At 71.9% G+C, this 21,072-nt stretch carries 20 protein-coding genes, 1 tRNA gene and 2 pseudogenes; 9 read left to right on the plus strand and 14 right to left on the minus strand.

Annotated elements, in window-relative coordinates; translation table 11 throughout:
- The first annotated feature begins 350 nt into the window (after positions 1-350).
- Complete coding sequence (locus ACZ6JS_RS33535) at positions 351-1,733, plus strand: NAD(P)/FAD-dependent oxidoreductase (protein ID WP_469303644.1); 1,383 nt, start codon at positions 351-353, stop codon at positions 1,731-1,733.
- A 55-nt stretch (positions 1,734-1,788) separates the two neighbouring features.
- On the opposite strand, the gene ACZ6JS_RS33540 is transcribed toward ACZ6JS_RS33535, so the two are convergent.
- Positions 1,789-1,866, minus strand: a tRNA-Thr gene (locus ACZ6JS_RS33540).
- A 42-nt stretch (positions 1,867-1,908) separates the two neighbouring features.
- Positions 1,909-2,625, minus strand: coding sequence for a hypothetical protein (locus ACZ6JS_RS33545; RefSeq protein WP_469303646.1), 717 nt, complete (start codon positions 2,623-2,625; stop codon positions 1,909-1,911).
- 173 nt (positions 2,626-2,798) lie between these two features.
- On the opposite strand from ACZ6JS_RS33545, the gene ACZ6JS_RS33550 reads away from it, so the two are divergent.
- From ACZ6JS_RS33550 to ACZ6JS_RS33560, 3 genes are all read left to right on the plus strand, one after another.
- Entirely contained in the window at positions 2,799-3,887 is a 1,089-nt protein-coding gene (locus tag ACZ6JS_RS33550) for an ABC transporter ATP-binding protein (RefSeq protein WP_469303647.1), read from the plus strand.
- A gap of 205 nt (positions 3,888-4,092) precedes the next feature.
- Positions 4,093-4,506, plus strand: coding sequence for a hypothetical protein (locus ACZ6JS_RS33555; protein ID WP_469303649.1), 414 nt, complete (start codon positions 4,093-4,095; stop codon positions 4,504-4,506).
- A 28-nt stretch (positions 4,507-4,534) separates the two neighbouring features.
- On the plus strand, positions 4,535-5,293 hold the full coding sequence (locus tag ACZ6JS_RS33560) for a nucleotidyltransferase family protein (protein WP_469303650.1): 759 nt from the start codon (positions 4,535-4,537) through the stop codon (positions 5,291-5,293).
- A 119-nt stretch (positions 5,294-5,412) separates the two neighbouring features.
- Here ACZ6JS_RS33560 and ACZ6JS_RS33565 read toward each other — a convergent pair whose 3' ends face one another.
- From ACZ6JS_RS33565 to ACZ6JS_RS33590, 6 genes are all read right to left on the minus strand, one after another.
- The gene (locus tag ACZ6JS_RS33565) at positions 5,413-6,924 is read right to left on the minus strand and encodes a DoxX family membrane protein (RefSeq protein WP_469303652.1); all 1,512 of its coding nucleotides are present in this window, start codon (positions 6,922-6,924) and stop codon (positions 5,413-5,415) included.
- Between the two features lie 142 nt (positions 6,925-7,066).
- On the minus strand, positions 7,067-8,038 hold the full coding sequence (gene rlmB / locus ACZ6JS_RS33570; protein ID WP_469303654.1) for a 23S rRNA (guanosine(2251)-2'-O)-methyltransferase RlmB: 972 nt from the start codon (positions 8,036-8,038) through the stop codon (positions 7,067-7,069).
- 101 nt (positions 8,039-8,139) lie between these two features.
- Positions 8,140-9,540: a cysteine--tRNA ligase gene (gene cysS / locus ACZ6JS_RS33575; protein ID WP_469303656.1), complete on the minus strand. Its 1,401-nt coding sequence runs from the start codon at positions 9,538-9,540 to the stop codon at positions 8,140-8,142.
- 93 nt (positions 9,541-9,633) lie between these two features.
- On the minus strand, positions 9,634-10,137 hold the full coding sequence (gene ispF, locus ACZ6JS_RS33580) for a 2-C-methyl-D-erythritol 2,4-cyclodiphosphate synthase (RefSeq protein ID WP_381754902.1): 504 nt from the start codon (positions 10,135-10,137) through the stop codon (positions 9,634-9,636).
- Positions 10,127-10,873 (minus strand): 2-C-methyl-D-erythritol 4-phosphate cytidylyltransferase, encoded by a 747-nt coding sequence (gene ispD / locus ACZ6JS_RS33585; protein ID WP_469303658.1) that lies wholly within the window; start codon positions 10,871-10,873, stop codon positions 10,127-10,129. The genes ispF and ispD overlap by 11 nt, the downstream gene beginning before the upstream one ends.
- 298 nt (positions 10,874-11,171) lie before the next feature.
- Positions 11,172-11,654 carry a CarD family transcriptional regulator gene (locus ACZ6JS_RS33590; protein WP_003953493.1) on the minus strand — a complete coding sequence of 161 codons (483 nt, stop codon included), beginning with the start codon at positions 11,652-11,654 and terminating at the stop codon, positions 11,172-11,174.
- A 627-nt stretch (positions 11,655-12,281) separates the two neighbouring features.
- Between ACZ6JS_RS33590 and ACZ6JS_RS33595 the strand changes: the two genes are divergently transcribed.
- Entirely contained in the window at positions 12,282-12,959 is a 678-nt protein-coding gene (locus ACZ6JS_RS33595; RefSeq protein WP_469303660.1) for a DUF461 domain-containing protein, read from the plus strand.
- A gap of 108 nt (positions 12,960-13,067) precedes the next feature.
- Here the strand turns inward: ACZ6JS_RS33595 and ACZ6JS_RS33600 are convergent.
- The 3 genes and pseudogenes from ACZ6JS_RS33600 to phoR form a co-directional block, all read right to left on the minus strand.
- Positions 13,068-13,154: pseudogene (locus ACZ6JS_RS33600) on the minus strand (DNA-binding response regulator); the annotation flags it as partial.
- A gap of 95 nt (positions 13,155-13,249) precedes the next feature.
- The gene (gene phoP / locus ACZ6JS_RS33605) at positions 13,250-13,921 is read right to left on the minus strand and encodes a two-component system response regulator PhoP (RefSeq protein WP_465270294.1); all 672 of its coding nucleotides are present in this window, start codon (positions 13,919-13,921) and stop codon (positions 13,250-13,252) included.
- 104 nt (positions 13,922-14,025) lie between these two features.
- Positions 14,026-15,171, minus strand: a pseudogene (gene phoR, locus ACZ6JS_RS33610) (two-component system sensor histidine kinase PhoR); the annotation flags it as partial.
- Between the two features lie 216 nt (positions 15,172-15,387).
- On the opposite strand from phoR, the gene phoU reads away from it, so the two are divergent.
- Together phoU and ACZ6JS_RS33620 are read left to right on the plus strand one after the other, a co-directional pair.
- Positions 15,388-16,065, plus strand: a complete 678-nt coding sequence (phoU, locus tag ACZ6JS_RS33615) for a phosphate signaling complex protein PhoU (RefSeq protein ID WP_469303662.1) — start codon at positions 15,388-15,390, stop codon at positions 16,063-16,065.
- Between the two features lie 169 nt (positions 16,066-16,234).
- Positions 16,235-16,384, plus strand: a complete 150-nt coding sequence (locus ACZ6JS_RS33620; protein ID WP_167350612.1) for a hypothetical protein — start codon at positions 16,235-16,237, stop codon at positions 16,382-16,384.
- A gap of 342 nt (positions 16,385-16,726) precedes the next feature.
- Here the strand turns inward: ACZ6JS_RS33620 and ACZ6JS_RS33625 are convergent, their stop codons facing one another.
- Positions 16,727-17,287, minus strand: a complete 561-nt coding sequence (locus tag ACZ6JS_RS33625) for a TetR/AcrR family transcriptional regulator (protein ID WP_469303664.1) — start codon at positions 17,285-17,287, stop codon at positions 16,727-16,729.
- A gap of 97 nt (positions 17,288-17,384) precedes the next feature.
- On the opposite strand from ACZ6JS_RS33625, the gene ACZ6JS_RS33630 reads away from it, so the two are divergent.
- On the plus strand, positions 17,385-17,978 hold the full coding sequence (locus ACZ6JS_RS33630) for a DUF2867 domain-containing protein (RefSeq protein WP_469303666.1): 594 nt from the start codon (positions 17,385-17,387) through the stop codon (positions 17,976-17,978).
- Between the two features lie 69 nt (positions 17,979-18,047).
- Here ACZ6JS_RS33630 and ACZ6JS_RS33635 read toward each other — a convergent pair whose 3' ends face one another.
- Positions 18,048-18,557, minus strand: coding sequence for an allene oxide cyclase barrel-like domain-containing protein (locus ACZ6JS_RS33635; RefSeq protein ID WP_469303667.1), 510 nt, complete (start codon positions 18,555-18,557; stop codon positions 18,048-18,050).
- A 225-nt stretch (positions 18,558-18,782) separates the two neighbouring features.
- Positions 18,783-19,541, minus strand: a complete 759-nt coding sequence (locus ACZ6JS_RS33640) for a phosphoglyceromutase (protein WP_030855401.1) — start codon at positions 19,539-19,541, stop codon at positions 18,783-18,785.
- Positions 19,542-19,693: 152 nt separating this feature from the next.
- Here ACZ6JS_RS33640 and ACZ6JS_RS33645 point away from each other — a divergent pair, with 152 nt between their 5' ends.
- Positions 19,694-21,037 (plus strand): MDR family MFS transporter, encoded by a 1,344-nt coding sequence (locus ACZ6JS_RS33645; protein ID WP_469303669.1) that lies wholly within the window; start codon positions 19,694-19,696, stop codon positions 21,035-21,037.
- Positions 21,038-21,072 lie beyond the last annotated feature (35 nt).

The raw sequence follows: 21,072 nt of genomic DNA on the forward strand, positions 1-21,072 counted from the left end.
CCTCGGCCACTTCCGGAGCGCTGCCCTGGGGCGGCGACACGCAGGAGGGTCCCCGCAGGACGAGCGCGCAACCCCGGCCGCCCGGCCGCGACACAGCCCGCACGCGCCGAGCCGAGGAGATCCTCGTGCGGGGCACCGCCCCACCCCCCACCCCGCCAAGCCCCGCACCACACACCCGCCACCACCGAAGCCCCGGGCAGGGAACCCGCACCCGCCCAAGCCCCCGCCGGAGCGAACCCCCACACCGCCGAGCCGCCCGCAGGGCAACCGGCAGGGGGCCGCGCATCGCGCCCCGCCGCGCGACATCCCGCCCCTGGCACCCCGTGAGGGAAACGGTGTAGCAACTCCCCATGACGATCAACGGCGGTATTTCCTTCTGGTACGCGACCGACCACAGCACCCCGGCCACCCCACCCCGCGCTCCCCTCACCGCCCACACCACGGCCGACGTCGTCATCGTCGGCGGCGGCTACACCGGCCTGTGGACCGCCTACTACCTGAAGCAGGCCGCGCCCGACCTGCGCGTCACCGTCCTGGAGCAGAAGTTCTGCGGCTACGGCGCCTCCGGCCGCAACGGCGGCTGGCTCTACAACGGCATCGCCGGCCGCGACCGCTACGCCGCCCTCCACGGCCCGCAGGCCGCCCGGCGTCTCCAGCAGGCCATGAACGAGACCGTCACCGAGGTCGTCGACGTCGCCGCCAAGGAGGGCATCGACGCCGACATCCACCGCGGCGGCGTGCTCGAAGTCGCCCGCACCCCCGCCCAGCTCGGCCGCCTCAAGGCCTTCCACGCCGCCGAGCTCGCCTTCGGCGAGACCGACCGCGAGCTCCACGACGCCGCCGCCACCCGCACGCGCATCGACATCGCCGACGCCGTCGGCTCCGGCTGGAGCCCGCACGGCGCCCGAATCAACCCGCTCAAGCTGGTCAGAGGCCTGGCAGAGGCCTGCGAACGCCGCGGCGTGGTGATCCACGAATCCACCCCGGTCACGGAGATCTCAGCGGGGAAGGCGGTCACCCCGTACGGGACGGCCCGCGCCCCGCACGTCCTGCGCTGCACCGAGGGCTTCACCGCCGCTCTGAAGGGCCAGAAGCGGTCGTGGCTCCCGATGAACTCCTCGATGATCGCGACCGCCCCGCTGTCCGCGGAGACCTGGGCGCAGCTCGGCTGGTCGGGCCGGGAGGTCCTGGGCGACATGGCCCACGCGTACATGTACGCGCAGCGGACCGCCGACGACCGGATCGCGATCGGCGGGCGCGGGGTCCCGTACCGCTTCGGCTCGCGCACCGACAACGACGGCCGCACCCGGCCGGCCACCGTCGAATCCCTCCGCGACCTCCTCTTCTCCTTCTTCCCGGTCCTCACCGGTACGGAGATCACCCACGCCTGGTCGGGGGTCCTCGGCGTGCCGCGCGACTGGTGCGCCACCGTCACCCTGGACCGCACCACGGGCTTGGGCTGGGCGGGCGGGTATGTCGGCTCGGGTGTCGCCACCGCCAACCTCGCCGGCCGCACCCTGCGCGACCTCGTCCTCGGCGAGTCCACCGGGCTGACCGGCCTGCCGTGGGTGAACCACCGCGTCCGCCGTTGGGAGCCGGAGCCCCTCCGCTGGCTCGGCGTGCAGGCCCTCTACGCCGCCTACCGCGCGGCGGACCGCCGGGAGGCGGCCACCCACACCCCGACGACGGCTTCCCTGGCCCGCCTGGCCGACCGCGTCTCGGGCCGCCACTGACGGAGCACGAGAACGCCGGAGGGCCCCGGGCGGATCACCCGGGGCCCTGCGCTGCTGGAGCCCCCTGTCGGATTCGAACCGACGACCTACGCATTACAAGTGCGTTGCTCTGGCCGGACTGAGCTAAGGAGGCACGGTGCACCCGCCGTGTACTGCGAGCGAAACCGCCATCACTCTACACAGCGCGCGAATGCCCCTGCCATCGCATTGGCCGGCCCTCCCCGGGGTACCCCAGCGCCGCCACCGCCGCCGCCGCGGCGGCGAGGTCCGCCTCCGGGTTCAGCGCCTTGACCACATCCCCCGTGAGGGGGCGCAGGGCGAACACGTGGCGGATCGCTTCGAGGTCGGCCTGCCGCCCGTAGTAGCCCTCCGCGAAGGCGTGGTAGGCCTCCGGCGTGCCTGCCGCCAGGACGTGGAAGAGGTGGCCGGTGCCGTCGTCGTCGTACTCCGTGTACTCCACCGGCCCCGCCCGCCAGGCGGTGTCGTGCGTCTCCCGCCAGAAGACGACCGTGGCCACCGGGACCTCGTCGTCGCAGAAGGCCGGCTCGTCGAGCAGCGGCCGGAACACCTCCGGCAGGGTGTCCACCAGGCCGGGCCACAGGGCCATGTCCTCGTTCGTGTAGGGGCTCATGGAGGACTCGTGGTCGAAGCCGCGGCCGAAGACCCCGTCGGGGGTGAAGAGGATCGCGTACTCGTCGCCCGCGCCGTTGTTCATCAGCGCGGCCCCGGTCCCCGGGCCCCACGCCGGGTCGTAGTCGAAGTGGCTGCCGCCCCGGCCGCCCATCAGGACGTCGAGGGCCGCGAGCGCCCTGCAGCGGTCACGCAGGACGGGCACGTCCGGGAGGACGGCGATCAGTTCGTGGACGGTGCGCGGGCGCGGTGCTGTGGTCATGCGCGCCATGGAAGCAGGCGGGTCCGACAGATCGCACAGAGTTCGAATTCACGGCGGCGCGGTGCTGACAGGACGGGGTACGGCGGGTAGCGTCGGGCGGAGTCCGATTTCTGGACTAGACCTTCCACTCGGATCGTCCGGCACGTTCCTGCCGGTAGAAGGGATTCATCACCATGGCTTCTGTCACTTTCGACAAGGCGACCCGTCTGTACCCGGGCGGCGACAAGCCCGCCGTCGACCAGCTGGAGCTGGAGATCGAGGACGGCGAGTTCCTCGTCCTCGTCGGCCCCTCCGGCTGCGGCAAGTCCACGTCGCTGCGCATGCTCGCCGGCCTGGAGGACGTCAACGGCGGCGCCATCCGCATCGGTGACCGCGACGTCACGCACCTGCCGCCGAAGGACCGGGACATCGCGATGGTGTTCCAGAACTACGCGCTCTACCCGCACATGAGCGTCGCCGACAACATGGGCTTCGCGCTCAAGATCGCCGGTGAGGACAAGGCCACCATTCGCAAGAAGGTGGAGGACGCGGCGAAGATGCTCGACCTCACCCAGTACCTGGACCGCAAGCCGAAGGCGCTCTCCGGCGGCCAGCGCCAGCGCGTCGCCATGGGCCGCGCGATCGTGCGCAAGCCGCAGGTGTTCCTGATGGACGAGCCGCTGTCGAACCTCGACGCCAAGCTCCGCGTCTCGACGCGTACGCAGATCGCCGCCCTCCAGCGCGATCTCGGCATCACCACCGTCTACGTCACCCACGACCAGGTCGAGGCCATGACCATGGGCGACCGGGTGGCCGTGCTCAAGGACGGCCTGCTCCAGCAGGTCGACACCCCGCGCAACATGTACGACCGCCCCGCGAACCTCTTCGTCGCCGGCTTCATCGGCTCCCCGGCCATGAACCTGGTCGAGGTCCCGATCACCGACGGCGGCGTGAAGTTCGGCGACAGCGTCGTCCCGGTGTCGCGCGCCGCGCTGTCCGCCGCGGCCGACGCGGGCGACCGCACCGTCACGGTCGGCGTCCGCCCGGAGCACTTCGACGTCGCCGAGAGCGGCGGTCTGACCATCACCGTGAACGTCGTCGAGGAGCTCGGCGCCGACGGCTACGTCTACGGCTCCACCTCGGCCGCCGAGGGCTCGCAGGACCTCGTGGTCCGCGTGGGCGGCCGCCAGGTCCCGGAGAAGGGCTCCACCCTGCACATCGTGCCGCGGGCCGACGAGATCCACGTCTTCTCGACCTCTTCCGGGCAGCGTCTGTCCGACTAGTCGTACCGGCACGGAGGTTGGAGGGGCGTTCCGTCAAGGGGCGCCCCTCCGCCGTTCGTTGCCGGAGCACATCCCACAGGAACCCCGGCAGACCGGGCCATTCGGGCGCGGTCGTCAACCCGAAATTCGAAAAACCACGTCGAACCATCCCCCGACAGGGTGACTAAATGTCGCCAAATCTTCACCGAGCGCTACTCTCGCCCTCGTGACCCACACTGCCCGCCGTATCGGCCGTTCCCTCGCCCTGGTCCTGCCCGTCGTCCTGGTCCTGTCCGGGACCCTCGCGGTCACGATGGTCCCCTGGGCGGACACTTCCTCCTCCCAGCTCGTGACCGCTTCCGCCGAAGGCGTCTCCACGCCCGCGAAGCCACGCGCCGCCCACGAGGTGCTGCGCACGCGGCTCGTCGGCGAACTGCAGCAGGGCAAGGAGCCGGACGAGGTCCTGACCCACCTCCAGCAGGAGGTGAACCGCCGGCCGTCCCTCGCCGAGCACTGCGTGGGCATCGCCCGGGCGCTCGGACGCGCCGCCGTCGAGGCGTACGGCCCGACGAAGGCCCAGTCGTTCGCCCGCCCCGTCTGCGACACCTCGTACGCCTCCGGCGTCGCCTCCATGGGCTGACACACGCCTCGTCCCTACGCTGGCCGTCATGACCGACGACCCCCGATCCGCCTCCTCCGCAGCCGCGTTCCCCGCCGCACCCACCCAGGCAGTCGTCCTGGCGGGCGGCCAGGGTTCGCGGCTGCGTCCGTACACCGACGACCGCCCCAAGCCGATGGTCGAGATCCCGGGTACCGGGCTGCCGATCATCGGCCACCAGCTGGCCTGGCTGGCGGCCGAGGGGGTCACCGACGCCGTCGTCTCGTGCGGGCACCTCGCCGGGGTGCTCCAGGAGTGGCTGGCCGAGGCGCCGTTGCCGCTGCGGGTGACCACGGTGGTCGAGGAGGAGCCGCTGGGGCGCGGTGGCGGCCTGAAGTACGCCGCACGGCACCTGCCGGACCCCGGCGGCCCCTGGTACGCGACGAACGGCGACGTCTGGACCCGTTTCTCGCTCCGCGAGATGGCCGCCTTCCACGACGAGCGCGGGGCGGTCGCGACTCTCGCGCTGGCCCGGCCGCGGATCCCGTGGGGGGTGGTGGAGACCAACGAGTTCGGGCACGTACTGGACTTCATCGAGGCCCCGCTGTCGCCCTACCCGGTGAACGCCGGCGTGTACGTCTTCGGTCCCGAATTCGCGGCTCTGCTCCCCGACTTGGGTGACCACGAGCGCACCACCTTCCCGCGCCTGGCGCGGGAGCGGCGGCTGGCGGGCTTCCCGCTGCCCCAGGGTGCCTACTGGCGGGCCATCGACACGGCCAAGGACCTCACCGAGGCGGCACGGGAGTTGGCGGCACAGACGGGCGCCTGAGGCCCCTCACGGCCCCCGCCGCGCCCCCGCCGCGCCCCACCACACCCCCCGAGCACACCACCGGGGCCCGGCACGCTCGCGCGTACCGGGCCCCGGTGTGCCGGCCCCTGGCGGAGGGCTCAGCCGATGAGCCCGCCGATCAGGCCGGGCTGCTTGGTCGGGGCGGTGCCACCCCCGCCGGTGCCGCTGCCCGACGAGGACGACGGCGACTTCGGCGCCGTCGACTGCCGGGGGGTGCTGCGCGGGGTCTGCTTGCCGGTCGTGCTGCCCCGGGTCGCGGTGGGCGACCCGGAACCCGTCCCGGCCGTCTCCCGGGAGGGCGCACCCGACGCGGTCCTCCCGGCCTTGGCGGAAGGCTCGGACGGGGAGGGCGTCGGCGACGCGGGCCGCGTCGGCTGCTGCTGCGCGGGCTGCTGCCTGGTCGGCGTCTGCGGCAGCGGGCGGCCCGGCAGGTAGTTGCTGGGGGCCTCGCCGGGACCGGGGACGGTGACCACGGTGGTGGAGCGGACAGCGCCGCCCAGGAGCGAGCCCACCAGCAGGGTGAGCCCGCACACCACGGTCGCCATGACGGCACCGCGCCGCAGCACCCGCCGGCGCAGCCGCCAGATCTCGGAGCGCGGCCCGAGGGTGCGCCAGGCCTCGCCGGCGAGCCGCCCGTCGAGGGAGTAGACCGGCGCGCCCGCGATGATCAGCGGGCTCCAGGCGGCGAGGTAGATGATGTCGGGCGCGTCGTAGGCCGGGACGGTCTTCCAGCTCACCGTCATCAGCAGCGCGGCGGACAGCAGCGCCCCGAAGCAGGCGGCGAACCGCTGCCACAGGCCGAAGACCGTCAGCACGCCGACGATGACCTGGAGGAAGGCCACGCTGAGGCCCGCGCCCACCGGGTGGGCGAGCGCGAAGTCGCGCAGCGGCTCGGCCAGCGCCCACGGGGTCAGGGTGTGCAGCCAGGTGACCATGGAGCCGCGCTCGCCGCCGTCGAAGTAGACGGGGTCGCACAGCTTGCCCATGCCGGCGTAGATGGAGATGAAGCCGAGGAAGACGCGCAGCGGGAGCAGCACGACACCGAGGTTCATCCGGCGGCCGGGGTAGTAGGACGCCTGGCCGCGATTGTCGGCGGCGGGGCGCCGCGAGTCCGGCCCGGGACCGGCCCCGGGGCCGGACGGCTGCTCGTACGGGAGGTCCCGTACGGCGGCCAGGGGGCGGGTCTCGGCGGGGTCCCCGTAACTGCGCTGGCCGATGACGGTCGGCGTGGCCAGGGTGTCCTCGGCGAGGTCGTGGTCCAAGTCGATGCGCGGGATGACCTGGGTGGCGCCGCCGTCGTGCTCGTCGTGGCCGCGTACGGCCTGGAGCAGGCCGCCCATGGCCGCGGCGGCGTCTCCGGTGTCGGACTTGCCGCTCCAGACCACGGGGGCCCGGCGGCGGGTGGCCCCGGCGGCGGCCACCGCGGCGCCGCCCAGGACGGGCGCGCGGCCGGGGGCCTTCGCGGGCTTGGAACGCGCGCTCGGGCTCGGTGCGAGCCGCACGCGGAAGCTGGCGTGGTTGACGATGACCTGTGCGGGGTCGCACGGCACCTTGACCATGCTCAGCGCGGGCTGGTCGTCGAACCCTGACGTTCTGGTGTCCACACTCATCTAACCGAGTGATCAGTGTTTAGGACACTGCCTTGACATCAGGGATCTGTCCGAGACCCGTCAAGATCAAGCCACCCCGCCCGGAACGGGCGGGGTGACACGCTCACGGGTCATATTCACTGAGCCGAGTGGATCAATGCGATCAGGTGCGGGGGCGCACGGCGCGGCGGCGGGCCGCCTCGTACAGCACGACGCCCGCCGCGACACCGGCGTTGAGGGACTCGGCGCCGCCCGGCATCGGGATGCGCACGAGGTAGTCGCAGTTCTCGCCGACCAGGCGGCCGAGACCCTTGCCCTCGGAGCCGACGACGATGACGACCGGGCCGCCGAGCGCCTCCAGGTCCTGCACCTCGTGCGTGCCTTCGGCCGCGAGGCCGACGACCGCGATGCCGGCCTTCTTGTAGTCCTGCAGGGCGCGGGTGAGGTTGGTGACGCGGGAGACCGGCGTACGGGCGGCGGTGCCGGCCGAGGTCTTCCAGGCACCGGCGGTCATGCCGGCGGCGCGGCGCTCGGGGATGACCACGCCGTGGCCGCCGAAGGCGGATACGGAGCGGACGATCGCGCCGAGGTTGCGCGGGTCGGTGACACCGTCGAGGGCGACGATGAGCGGGTCCTCGCCGTTGTCGTGGGCGGCGTCGGTGAGGTCCTCGGGGTGCGCGTACTCGTACGGCGGGACCTGGAGGACGAGGCCCTGGTGGTTGAGCCCGTTGGTCATGCGGTCGAGCTCGGGGCGCGGGGCTTCCATCAGGTTGATGTTGCCGCGCTCGCCCGCGAGCTGGAGCGCCTCGCGGACGCGCTCGTCGTTGTCGATGAACTGCTGCACGTAGAGGGTCGTGGCCGGGACGCCGTCGCGCAGCGCCTCGAAGACCGGGTTGCGGCCGACCACCATCTCGCTGGTGCCCTTGGGGCCGCCTCGGCGTGGGGCCGGACGGCGCTTGGCGGCCTGGCGGGCCATGGCGTTGGCGATGCGGTTCGCCTTGTGCTTCTTGCGGTCCTCGGCCTTGGGCGTGGGGCCCTTGCCCTCCAGGCCCTTGCGCCGCTGGCCACCGCTGCCGACCGTGGCGCCCTTCTTGTTGGACGTGCGGCGGTTCCTGCGCTGGCTGTTCCCGGCCATGACCTCTACCTGTTTTCGTTGGTGCTGCGATATGTACGTATGAAGAGTGTGCCGCCCGGGACGCCGGGCGGCACAGTCGGACTGCTCCGGGTGCCGGGGGCTCAGCGGGGGCCGAGCGTCCAGCGCGGACCCGTCGGGCTGTCCTCGATGACCAGACCGGACTGCTGGAGCTGGTCGCGGATGGCGTCGGCGGTCGCCCAGTCCTTGCGGGCGCGGGCGGACTCGCGCTGCTCCAGGACGAGGCGTACAAGGGTGTCGACGGCGCCGTGGAGGTCCTCGCCGCGGTCGGCCTCGCCGGCCCAGTGCGGGTCGAGCGGGTCCAGACCGAGGACGCCCAGCATGGCCCGCACCTCGGACAGCCGGGCGATGGCCGCGTCCTTGTCGTCGGCGGCGAGCGCGCTGTTGCCCTGGCGGACGGTGGTGTGGACGATGGCGAGCGCCTGCGGGACCCCGAGGTCGTCGTCCATGGCCTCGGCGAAGGCGGGCGGGACCTCCTTCGCGGCCTCGACGGGCCCGCCGGCCTTCTCCACGACGCGCTGGATGAATCCCTCGATGCGCGCGAAGGCCGACTCCGCCTCGCGCAGCGCCTCCTCGCTGTACTCGATCATCGACCGGTAGTGCGGGGTGCCGAGGTAGTAGCGCAGGACGATCGGGCGCCACTGCTTGACCATCTCGGAGACGAGGACCGAATTCCCGAGGGACTTCGACATCTTCTCGCCCGACATGGTGACCCAGGCGTTGTGGACCCAGTAGTTCGCGAACGCGTCGCCGAAGGCCTTGGCCTGGGCGATCTCGTTCTCGTGGTGCGGGAAGACCAGGTCGAGCCCGCCGCCGTGGATGTCGAACGCCTCGCCCAGGTACTTGTGCGCCATGGCGGAGCATTCGAGGTGCCAGCCCGGGCGGCCGCGGCCCCACGGCGTCTCCCACGACGGCTCGCCCGGCTTGGCGGACTTCCACATGGCGAAGTCGCGGGGGTCGCGCTTGCCCGTCTCGCCCTCGCCGGAGGGCTGGAGCAGGTTGTCGAGCTCCTGGTTGGACAGGCTCAGGTAGTCGGGGAACGAGCGCACGTCGAAGTAGACGTTGCCGTCCGCCTCGTAGGCGTGGCCGCGCTCGATCAGGCCGCGCATCATCTCGATCATCTCGGGGACGTGGCCCGTGGCGCGCGGCTCGTAGGTGGGCCGCAGGCAGCCGAGGGCGTCGTACCCGTCGTTGAAGGCCTGCTCGTTGTCGTAGCCGATGGACCACCAGGGGCGGCCCTGCTCGGCCGACTTCGTGATGATCTTGTCGTCGATGTCGGTGACGTTGCGGATGAAGGTGACGTCGTATCCGCGGTACGCGAACCAGCGGCGCATGACGTCGAAGTTCAGGTAGGACCTGATGTGCCCGATGTGCGGGGCAGCCTGCACGGTGGCGCCGCAGAGGTAGATCGAGACGCAGCCCGGAACGAGCGGGGTGAAGTCGCGGATCTGCCGGGCGCTGGTGTCGTACAGGCGAATAGTCACGGCATCCAGGGTAGTGCGCCTGTAGCAGTGCCCCGCGACCTTTGGGGGCGCGGGGCCGCTTTGTTGCCGAAGATGTGCCGTCTCCGCGGGCGTTCAGGCCCGGTTCGTCCGGTACACGAGAGCCGTGGCGATCGCCGCGAGGCCCTCGGCCCGGCCGGTGAGGCCCAGTCCGTCGGTGGTGGTGCCCGATACGGAGACGGGGGCGCCCGCGGCGGCCGCGAGCGCCTTCTGCGCCTCTTCGCGCCGCTTGCCGATCTTCGGGCGTACGCCGATCACCTGGATGGCGATGTTGCCGATCTCGAAGCCCTCCGCGCGCACGATCCGGGCGGCCTCCGCCAGCAGGGTGACCCCGGCGGCGCCGGACCACTCGGGGCGGGAGGTGCCGAAGTGCGCGCCGAGATCGCCGACTCCGGCGGCCGAGAAGAGGGCGTCGCAGGCCGCGTGGGCGGCGACGTCGCCGTCGGAGTGGCCGGCGAGGCCGTCCTCCCCCTCCCACAGGAGGCCGGCGCACCACAGCTCGCGGCCGGTCTCGAAGGCGTGCACGTCGGTGCCGATCCCGACGAGGGGGATCGGCGGGGCGTCGGAACTAGAACCCATCGGTGGCCCTCCTGCGGGCGAGTACGGCCTCTGCGAGGACCAGGTCGAGCGGTCGGGTGACCTTGAAGGCCTCTTCGTGTCCGGGGATCACCACGACGGGGACACCGAGGCGTTCCACCATGCCCGCGTCGTCGGTGGCGCCCTCGCCGGCGACGGCGATCGCGGCGTGCGCCTCCAGGAGCGTGGCGAGGTCGAAGCCCTGCGGGGTCTGCACGGCGCGCAGCCGGGACCGCTCGGGCGTGGCGACGACCGGCTCGGGCTCGCCCGGCCTGCCGGGCTCGACCTCCTTGACCGTGTCGGCCAGCGGGAGCGCGGGCACCACGGCACGGGCGCCGTCGCGCACGGCCTCGACGACGGCGTCCACGGTGTCCACGGGGACGAGCGGGCGGGCCGCGTCGTGGATGAGTACGGAGGTGACGTCCTGCGGGAGCGCGTCCAGGCCGGCCCGTACGGACTCCTGGCGGGTCTCCCCGCCCGGGACGACGAGGACCTCGGTCCGCTCGGGCAGCGTGTGCTCGCCCAGCAGGAGGCGCACCTCGGCCGCCTCGGCGGCCGGGGCGACGACCACCACGACGGACACCGCACGGGAGCGGGCCATCGCGAGGACGGCGTGCACGAGCATCGGGGTGCCGCCGAGGGCCCGCAGGGCCTTGGGGGCACCGGGACCGAGGCGTACCCCGCGGCCGGCGGCCGGGATCACCGCGGCGGTGCGGCGGGGGCGCGTTACGTCAGACATCAGTAGCTCCGAGCCAGGTTTCCGAGCCAGGTTTGTGACTTCGGCCGACATGGGTATGGCCTGAAGGGTGCCGGGTGCGACGCCCTCGCCCCTTCCGTGACGACCGGTCGAGCAGGCTGCCCGGACCCGGCGCGCCAGTGAGGATTCAGGCGTACGAGTACGGGTACGGCAGTACGGGTACGGGCGAGAAATGCGGATACAGACATGCCGCAGCGCCCGGCAACAGGTTTCTCGTGGAGGAGAAACCTTGTCATCGGGCACCGCGGCAAGCTGTGCACACCGTGCACGGGGCCTCGCGTCAGGACGCGAGAACCTCGTCGAGGAGGGCCTCGGCCTTGTCCTCGTTCGTGTTCTCAGCGAGCGCGAGCTCGCTGACCAGGATCTGGCGCGCCTTCGCGAGCATGCGCTTCTCGCCCGCGGAGAGCCCGCGCTCGCGCTCACGACGCCACAGGTCACGCACCACTTCGGCGACCTTGATGACATCGCCAGAAGCGAGCTTCTCCAGATTTGCCTTGTAGCGCCGGGACCAGTTCGTCGGCTCTTCTGCATACGGTGCACGAAGCACCTCGAAGACCCGGTCCAGCCCGTCCTGGCCGACTACGTCGCGAACGCCGACGAACTCCGCATTGTCCGCAGGCACACGAACCGTCAGGTCGCCCTGGGCGACCTTGAGCACCAAGTAGGTCTTGTCCACGCCTTTGATCTGGCGAGTCTCAATGGCCTCGATCAGCGCGGCCCCGTGATGGGGATAGACCACGGTGTCGCCAACCTTGAACGTCATGTGACAGGTACCCCTTCCGTGGCTATCCAGGGTAACACGAGAACTGACTGTTATGAATGGCGTTTTCGCAGGTCAGGGCACATCTCGGGGCTTGACAACAGCGACAGGAACGTGCTGCGGAAGGCTTCCGGAAGGGGGTATTCGCAGGTCGGGGGCGCTGCGCGGACCAGGCGAAAGGGCCACGCTACACCCGGTCCACACCCCCACCAGTGTGACGTACGTCCCGTTTTGCCGGGTTGAGAGTCGCGAAACCCAACTGCTCCGTTCGGCTGGCGAGTGCCCGTACGAGAGCCGGTTCCGGCCCAATCCGGAATTGATCACCAAGTGGCGTCCGGCAAATCCGGGAATTGATCAACGGTCGGCGGTCGCACGATATGCGAGCGCCGCGTGATCGGCGAGGGGGAACGGCAAGGTGAACCCCGGACGGAATGCAAGATCGAGGACCACCCCCAGGGCGGCGGTCGCCCTGCGGAGGGTCGGGTGCGGGGGCGGGGCGGCGGCTCGGTAACCTAAGCGCGCTGACACACCCTTAGAGCGGCTTTGCCTCGGCCGTTCCGGGGGTACCTCCCAGCGGTTGCCGGGAGAGCCCACCCTTCCGTTCCGTTCGTCCAAGGAGTTGCCGCCGCCGTGAGCCGCAGCCTTCGACGCGGCGCCCTCGCCGCCACCGCCGTCGTGTTCTCGATCGCCTCGCTGGCCGCATGCGGTGCGGGCAACGACGCGCAGTCCCTCCAGATCAAGCCGGACAACGCCGCCGCCACCAAGGGCGACATCGAGATCCAGAACGCTCTGGTGATCACCCAGGGCGAGAAGGACAAGAAGGGCCCGGCCGTCGTCTCGGCGACCGTCTTCAACAACGGCACCAAGGCGCAGACGCTTGACGGCATCACTCTTGCGGATGGCAAGGGCAAGGTAGTGCTGAAGCCCGCCGAGGGCTCCGGCAAGATCACCGTGCCGGCCGGCGGCTCCGTGGTCCTCGGCGGCAAGGGCAATGCCTCCGCCGTGGTCGAGAACGGCTCCGAGGCCGCCAAGAACGGCGACGTGCAGAAGGTCGTCTTCCAGCTGAGCAGCACGGGCGGCGTCGAGCTCCAGGCCTTCGTGGTCCCGGCCGCCGGCATGTACGCGGGCTTCGGCCCGTCCGCGGCCCCGGCCCCGGCCGGCAGCCCGTCGGGCAGCCCCTCGGGCACCCCGGCCGGCTCCCCGTCCGGCTCCCCGTCGGGCGCGGCCTCCGGCAGCCCGGCCGGGTCCCCGTCGGGCGCTGCGGGCGCGTCGCCGTCGGGCTCCGCCTCGCACGCCGCGGGCCACTGAGGCACGCCGTACGCACACGCACACGGAAAGGGCCCCCGTCCGCTTCGGCGGACGGGGGCCCTTTCCGTGCCGGCTCCGGCCCCGCGGGCGTGTGTACGGGGTGCGGGCCTACGGCTCGAACTTGTAGCCCAGGCCGCGGACCGTGACCAGGTAGCGCGGCGCGCCCGGGTCCGGTTCGAGCACCTCCCGCGTGCGCCCCTCGCGCTGCGAGGCCCTGGGGGGCCTCACCGGCTTCGGGACGCTGCGCCGGCCTCCGACCGGCCCCGCGGGTGTGTGTGCGGGGTGCGGGCCTACGGCTCGAACTTGTAGCCCAGGCCGCGGACCGTGACCAGGTAGCGCGGCGCGCCCGGGTCCGGTTCGATCTTGGCGCGCAGGCGCTTGACGTGGACGTCGAGGGTCTTGGTGTCGCCGACGTAGTCGGCGCCCCAGACCCGGTCGATCAGCTGCATGCGGGTCAGCACGCGGCCCGCGTTGCGCAGCAGCATCTCCAGCAGGTCGAACTCCTTCAGCGGGAGGTCCACCTTGCCGCCGGCGACGGTGACCACATGGCGGTCGACGTCCATCCGCACGGGGCCCGCCTCCAGGGCGGCCGGGGTGACCTCCTCCGGCTCGCCGCGGCGGCGCAGGACCGCGCGGATGCGGGCGACCAGCTCCCGCGAGGAGAAGGGCTTGGTGACGTAGTCGTCGGCTCCTATCTCCAGCCCGACGACCTTGTCGATCTCGCTGTCCTTGGCCGTCACCATGATCACGGGCACGTTGGAGCGGCCGCGCAGCTGCCGGCAGACCTCTGTGCCGGGCAGACCGGGGAGCATCAGGTCGAGGAGAACGAGGTCGGCGCCGTTGCGCTCGAACTCGTCGAGCCCGTCGGGGCCGGTCGCCGCGATGGCGACCTCGAAGCCCTCCTTGCGGAGCATGTAGGACAGGGCGTCGCTGAAGGATTCCTCATCCTCGACGACGAGCACTCGGGTCACGGAAGGACCTCCGGGGCAGGGATGGCTGGAGCGGTTCTGGTTCAGGCTGGGGTCGGGTGCGTGCGAGGGGCGGCCGCCGGGGACGACGCGGCCGCTTCGGGGAGCCGCAGGGTGAAGGTGGAGCCCTGGCCCTCCGAGCTCCACACCGACACCTCGCCGCCGTGCGAGGCCGCCACGTGCTTCACGATCGCAAGGCCGAGGCCGGTGCCTCCCGTGGCGCGGGAGCGGGCCGGGTCCACGCGGTAGAAGCGCTCGAAGATGCGCTCGCGGTCCTTCTCCGGGATGCCGATGCCCTGGTCGGTCACGGCGATCTCGATCAGGTCTCCCCCGGGTGCCGTGACCCGGCGCCCGGCTATGCCGACGCGGGTGCGGGCGGGGCTGTAGTTGACGGCGTTCTCGACCAGGTTTCCGAGGGCGGCGGCCAGCTGCCCGCGGTTGCCCCAGACGCGCAGGTCGGCGGTGCCGCCCGCGGCCATGGTGATCTGCTTGGAGGACGCCGTGTGCCGGCAGCGGTCGATGGCCTCGGCGACCAGCGTGTCCACGCGGACGGGCTCGGCGTCCTCCAGCGGGTCGTCGTTCTGCACCCGGGAGAGGTCGATGAGCTCCTGCACGAGGTTGATCAGCCGGGTCGACTCGATCTGCATGCGGCCGGCGAAGCGGCTGACCGCCTCGGGGTCGTCCGCGGCGTCCATGACGGCCTCGGACAGCAGGGAGATCGCTCCGACCGGAGTCTTCAGCTCGTGGGACACATTGGCCACGAAGTCACGGCGTACGGCCTCGATGCGGCGGGCCTCGGTAAGGTCCTCGACCAGCAGGAGCACCAGGCGGGAGCCGAGCGGGGCGACCCGCGCCGAGACAGCGAGGGCCTCACCCCGGCCGGTACCGCGGCGGGGCAGGTCCAGCTCGACCTGGCGTATCTCCCCGTCCCGGCGGGTGTCGCGGGCCATGTGGAGCATGGGCTCCACGGCCAGCTTGCCGCCGCGTACGAGCCCGAGGGCGTAGGCGGCGGACGAGGCCTTGACGACGGCGTCGCCCTCGTCGAGGACCACGGCGGAGGAGCGGAGCACGGACAGGACGGTGTCCACGCCGGGCGGCAGCACCGCGTTGATGTCGGGGCGCATGGAGCTCCGGGTGGGGCGGGCCTGGTCGCGCTCGCTCCAGCGGAACGCCAGCATCGCGATGACGCCGGTGCAAAGACCGGCGATCGCTGCAGCTGCGGCGACCGCCGCGTTCACGTCCATGGATCCAGGTTAAGCAGGCACGACGACACTTCCACAGCCGTTCGGGTGGCACCTCGAACAGTCGTCGCCCAGAGTTCACCCTGGCGACGGGGTTGATTCACTTGTGGTGCCGGAGTCGGACGCGTTTGCGGCTCACCGTGTCAACGTGGGGCAGAAGGCCGCCCCGGCCCGCCCCGGGCACTGCCGCAGTAGTAGGTCGAGAGAGGGACACGAGACATGCGCGACGCGTACCACGAGGAACTGGACTCGATCGGAGAAGGCCTGGTCGAGATGGCCCGGCTCGTCGGTTCCGCGATCGGGCGGGCCACGACCTCCATGCTCGACGCCGACCTCAAGCTCGCCGAGAGCGTCATCGCCGCCGACCAGAAGGTCGACGACCTCCAGCACGACCTGGAGGCCCGCGCCATCGCGCTCCTGGCCCGTCAGCAGCCCGTAGCCACCGACCTGCGGATCGTGGTGACCTCGCTGCGGATGAGCGCCGACCTGGAGCGCAGCGGCGACCTGGCCCAGCACGTCGCGAAGCTCGCCCGGCTGCGCTTCCCGGACCGCGCCGTCCCGCGGGACCTGCACGCCACGATCCTGGAGATGGGGCAGCTCGCGCAGCGCCTGATGGCGAAGGCCGCCGAGGTCATCATCACGAAGGACGTCGACCTGGCGCTCCAGCTGGAGCAGGACGACGACGAGATGGACCAGCTGCACCGCACCCTGTTCCAGCACCTGATGGACGACCGCTGGAAGCACGGCATCGAGACGGCGGTGGACGTGACGCTGCTCGGCCGCTACTACGAGCGCTTCGCGGACCACGCGGTGTCGGTGGCCAAGCGCGTGGTCTACCTGGTGACGGGCGAGCACGCGGACGACCTCCAGCAGCCCACCCAGGTCGAGGGCGCCTGACCGTCGAGGGCGTCTGAACACTGTGTGAAGGCGCGCGACGGCGCCGAGCCACTCAGCGCTCCCGTGCGCCGTTGACGCGCCGGTGCAGCTGGGCATGAATGAGGGGCGAGGGCGGTCAGCCGTACGAAGTCCCGTATGCCGCGGGGCACCGCCCAGCCGAGGAGGAACCATGCCCGATTCCCCCGTCCCCATCACCCCGGAGCAGGAGCAGCCGCCGAAGCCCGAGCCGCTGCGGCTCCCGCTGCTCGCGGCCTGCGGCTGCGGCTCCGGCTGCGGCTGCGGCTGCCAGTCCGGCGCCCCCTGCCAGTGCGGTGGCTGACCGGGCCCACCCGGTCCGCACCCCGCCGCACGACACCGCCGCACCCGGTGCGACGAGAGGCCCCCTGCCCCGCGGACGTCCCGCAGGCGGGGGGCCTTTCCCGGGGTACGGCCTCCCGGGTACGCAGCCGCAGCGCCTGGTCTCCGCGCCCCCGATCCTGAAGACGTCGGACCCGGTCGTTCGCGGTAGGCGCTGCGGGCCAGGCAGCTGTGGTGAACAGGGTGGGCATGGCCGGGGACGTTCCGGGCGGTGCGTCCGGCCACAGCGCCAGGGCCTCTCTTCCGGATCCTGCCGGGCTCGCGGCGCCCGCCCCTTGATCCGGCCGGAGCCGGTGGAAGGGCCCTAGCGCAGGAGCCACTTCCGGGTCAGCTCCATGACCTCCGCGCGGCTGCGACCGCCGTGGTCGGCGGCGATGAAGTGGGAGCCGATCCGCAGGGAGAAGGTGATCAGGGAGCGGACCTCGACGTCGTCCTCGTCGGCGCAGAAGGCGCGGAACAGCGAGCGGAGGTACTCCATGCGCCGACTGTCCGCGCGGCGCAGCCGCTCGGCGACGGCCTCGTCGCGCCGGGCCCAGTCGCGGATCGCCAGATCGGCGTCGACGCCGACCACCGGCCCTTCCTCGTAGGAGGCGACGATCGTGAACAGCCGGTCCAGCCGTGCCCTGGCATCTCCTCCGCCGCTCTCGACCAGCTCGATCACGGCCTCGGTGACCTCGCGCTCCCAGGTGTCGAGCATCTCGGTGAGCAGTGCGCCCCTGCTGCCGAAGTACCCGTAGAAGCCGCCCTTGCTGACGCCGAGCGCCTGCGCGAGCACCTCGACGCGGACAGCCTCCGGCCCGCCGGCGGCCAGCGCCCGCAACCCCTCCTCGATCCACTTGCCGCGCGGCGTGCGGGTCGCGCCCATGGTGTGTCCCTCCTCACGCGCCCCCTGTCTATACGGTGCCGTATAGACGAGTGCTAGCCTCGATCTATACGGCATCGTATAGACAGGGGCTTGACTCATGAGACTCCCCAGCACCGCGCACACCTCCCGTCCCTGGAGGATCCACGAGATCGCCGTCGACTTCCGGGTCGAGGACGTGTGGGCGCTCCCGACCCCGGGCGGTCCGGACGACCTCGCGCGACTGGTGTGCCAGTTCTCGAAGGACACGGGCGACCCCGTCCCCACCCGCGTGGGGCGCGCGCTCTTCGCGATCCGGTGGAAGCTGGGCGCGCTGCTCGGCTGGGACGCGCCCGCCGACGGCGTCCGCTCCAGCGTGCCGACGCTCCGCGACCGGCTGCCGGCGGACCTCCGCGAGGGCGACCGCGGCCCCGACATCCCGTCACTCCCCTTCACGTCCGTCTACCAGACGCACGACGAGTGGGCGGCGGAGACGGCGAACAGGACGATGCACGGCGTTCTGCACATCGGCTGGGTCCAGGACGGAAACGGCGGCCACCACGGCCAGATGACGGTCCTGGTGAAGCCCAACGGCCTCCTGGGCGCTGCCTACATGCTGGCCATCAAGCCCTTCCGCCACCTGGGCGTCTACCCGGCCCTCATCCGCTCGATCGGCGCGGAATGGCAGAAGACGACGGCAAGCGCCTCGAACTGACCCCGCGACACCGAAAAGCCCCCGCCGGCCGGCGAGCCGTGGGCGGGGGCGGGGACGGAGCAGGGGTGGTCAGCGCTCGAGGTCGATCGTGAAGCGCCTCGTGCCCGTGGCGATCGTGTCGGCGTGGACCGAACCGCGAGCCCGGTCGAACTCACCGGTGCCGCCGGTGATCCCGTTGTCGAACGAAGGCGGAGGCCCCGGCACGAGATGGCCGAAGACCATGCCCTGCACGGAAAGCTGACCGCCCGGGAGGGTGTAGGTCACGACGCAGTGCTCGGCTCCGCCGTCGGCGACCCGGGTGGTGGTGCAGGTACCGCCGGTCTCGCCGACCTGTTTGTCGTCCTTGTCGAAGAGAATCGAGCGGAAGACGGTCCGATCGCCCTGGGCGGGCGCGCCGCCGGGATTGACGGGGAAGCGCGTCTGCTCCGCGAGCCGGCCGATGAGGGTGATCACCCGGCCCTTTCCCTTGTCGTGGGCGGAATCGGTGTCCGCCGCGGCGGCGGCCGCGGCAGGGGCACAGGCGAGAAGGGTGACCAGCGCAGCGGCCGTGCCGAGACGGGCGGCTCTGATGGGGCGCATCGTGCGGCTCCTGAGGTTCATGCTCACGGATGGTCGGATGACGATCCCGTCATCCGATTTCCTTGATAGCCCCCTCTCGGCCGCCGCCCGGAGCTTCTCGGCGCGACCCACCGTCAGATCCGACCGATCAGAGCAAAGCAGGGCCCTGGACGGCCGGGCCCGGAACGCACGAAAGCCCCCCACCTGCGCCGTACGGGCAGGTGGGAGGCTTGATCGCGGTTCTCGCTACTTCTTGCCCTGGTTCTTGACGGCCTCGATGGCGGCCGCGGCCGCGGCCGGGTCCAGATAGGTGCCGCCCGGGTTGAGGGGCTTGAAGTCCGCGTCCAGCTCGTAGACGAGCGGGATGCCGGTCGGGATGTTCAGACCCGTGATGTCCTCGTCCGAGATGCTGTCGAGGTGCTTGACCAGACCGCGCAGCGAGTTGCCGTGCGCGGCCACCAGGACCGTGCGGCCCGCCAGCAGGTCCGGGACGATGCCGTCGTACCAGTACGGCAGCATGCGCTCGACGACGTCCTTGAGGCACTCGGTGCGCGGCCGCAGCTCGTTCGGGATCGACGCGTAGCGCGGGTCCTCGGACTGCGAGAACTCCGTACCGTCCTCGAGCACCGGCGGCGGGGTGTCGTAGGAGCGGCGCCACAGCATGAACTGCTCCTCGCCGAACTCCGCGAGGGTCTGCGCCTTGTCCTTGCCCTGCAGCGCGCCGTAGTGGCGCTCGTTCAGGCGCCAGGAGCGGTGCACCGGGATCCAGTGGCGGTCCGCGGACTCGAGCGCGAGCTGCGCGGTGCGGATGGCGCGCTTCTGGAGGGAGGTGTGCAGAACGTCGGGCAGCAGGCCGGCGTCCTTGAGCAGCTCACCGCCGCGGACCGCCTCCTTCTCGCCCTTCTCGGTGAGGTTGACGTCCACCCAGCCGGTGAACAGGTTCTTCGCGTTCCATTCGCTCTCGCCGTGGCGGAGGAGGATCAGCTTGTACGGTGCGTCGGCCATGCGTACGAGCCTAATGGACGCGCGGGCGCGCTCGCGCGCGGTGCCCGGCGGCGCCGATTGACGGTCCGGGTCAATTGACTGGCGCCCCGCACCCACCCCCTCGTAATGTGCACCTCGCCAGAGCGACGCTTACACCCTCGGGGGGATTCCGTATGTCCGCTGCCAGGCTGAGACGGGCCGCCCGGGAAAGCGTCTCGGGGTTGCCCCGGGCGTTCTGGTGGCTCTGGACGAGCACCCTCGTGAACCGGCTCGGGGCCTTCGTCGCGACCTTCATGACCTTGTACCTGACCCTGGACCGCGGCTACTCGGCCTCCTTCGCGGGACTCGTGGTCGCCCTCCACGGTCTGGGCGGCGTGATCTCCTCGCTCGTGGCGGGTGTGATGACCGACCGGCTGGGGCGGCGCCCCACGCTGCTGGCGGCCCAGGCCTCGACCGCCTTCTCGGTGGCACTGCTGGGCTTCATGCAGCACCCGGCGGCGATCGCGGCGGTGGCCCTGCTGGTCGGCATGACCTCGAACGCCTCCCGCCCGGCGGTCGCGGCGATGATGGCGGACATCGTCCGCCCCGAGGACCGCGTACGGGCCTTCGCCCTCAACTACTGGGCCATCAACCTCGGCTTCGCCGTCAGTGCCACGGCGGCCGGCCTGATCGCCGAGTACAGCTACCTGGCCGGCTTCCTGGGCGAGGCCGCCCTCACACTGGCCTGCGCGGTGCTGGCGTACGTCAAGCTGCCGGAGTCCCGGCCGGAGCGCGGCGGGTCCGGCGCGTCCTCGGACAAGAGCGGCGCGGAGCCGGAGATCGGGCTGGGGGCCGTGCTGCGGGACGGGCGGTTCTTGGGCGTGGTCGGCCTGTCGTTCCTGATCTCGCTGATCTTCACGCAGGGGTCGGTCGGCCTGCCGGTCGCGATGGGCTCCGCCGGGTTCTCACCCGGGGACTACGGGCTCGTCATCGCCGTCAACGGCTTCCTGATCGTCGCCCTGCAGATCCCCGTCACCCGCTTCATCGAGCACCGCGACCCGCAGAAGCTGCTGGTGGTATCGGCGCTGCTGGCCGGTTACGGCTTCGCGCTGACGGCCTTCGCGGGACCGGTGTGGGCGTACGCGCTGACGGTGTGCGTGTGGACGCTCGCCGAGATCGTCAACTCGCCGACCCAGATGGGTCTGGTCGTACGGCTTTCGCCGGTGCACGGGCGCGGGCGCTACCAGGGCGTCTACACCATGTCCTGGGCGGTGGCCGCGCTGGTGGCGCCGCTGATGGCCGGCTTCATGATCGACCGGTGGGGTGCGGACTGGCTGTGGGGGACCACCGGCGTGCTCGGCACGGTGGCGGCGGTCGGCTATTGGCTGCTGATGCGGGGGCTCTCCGAGGGTGACGGGGGGACGCCCCCGGCAGCGGCCGGCGGCACCACCGCTGCCCCGCAGGAGGCCCCGCTCCCCATCGGAGAACCGGCTCCGACCGGCCCGCTCCCCGTCCCGGACCCGGCCCGGGCGGGCTGAACGGGGCGAAGGGCCGGACTTCGCCTGTGGTCCCG

The organism is Streptomyces sp. NPDC046349 (genome assembly GCF_055587885.1).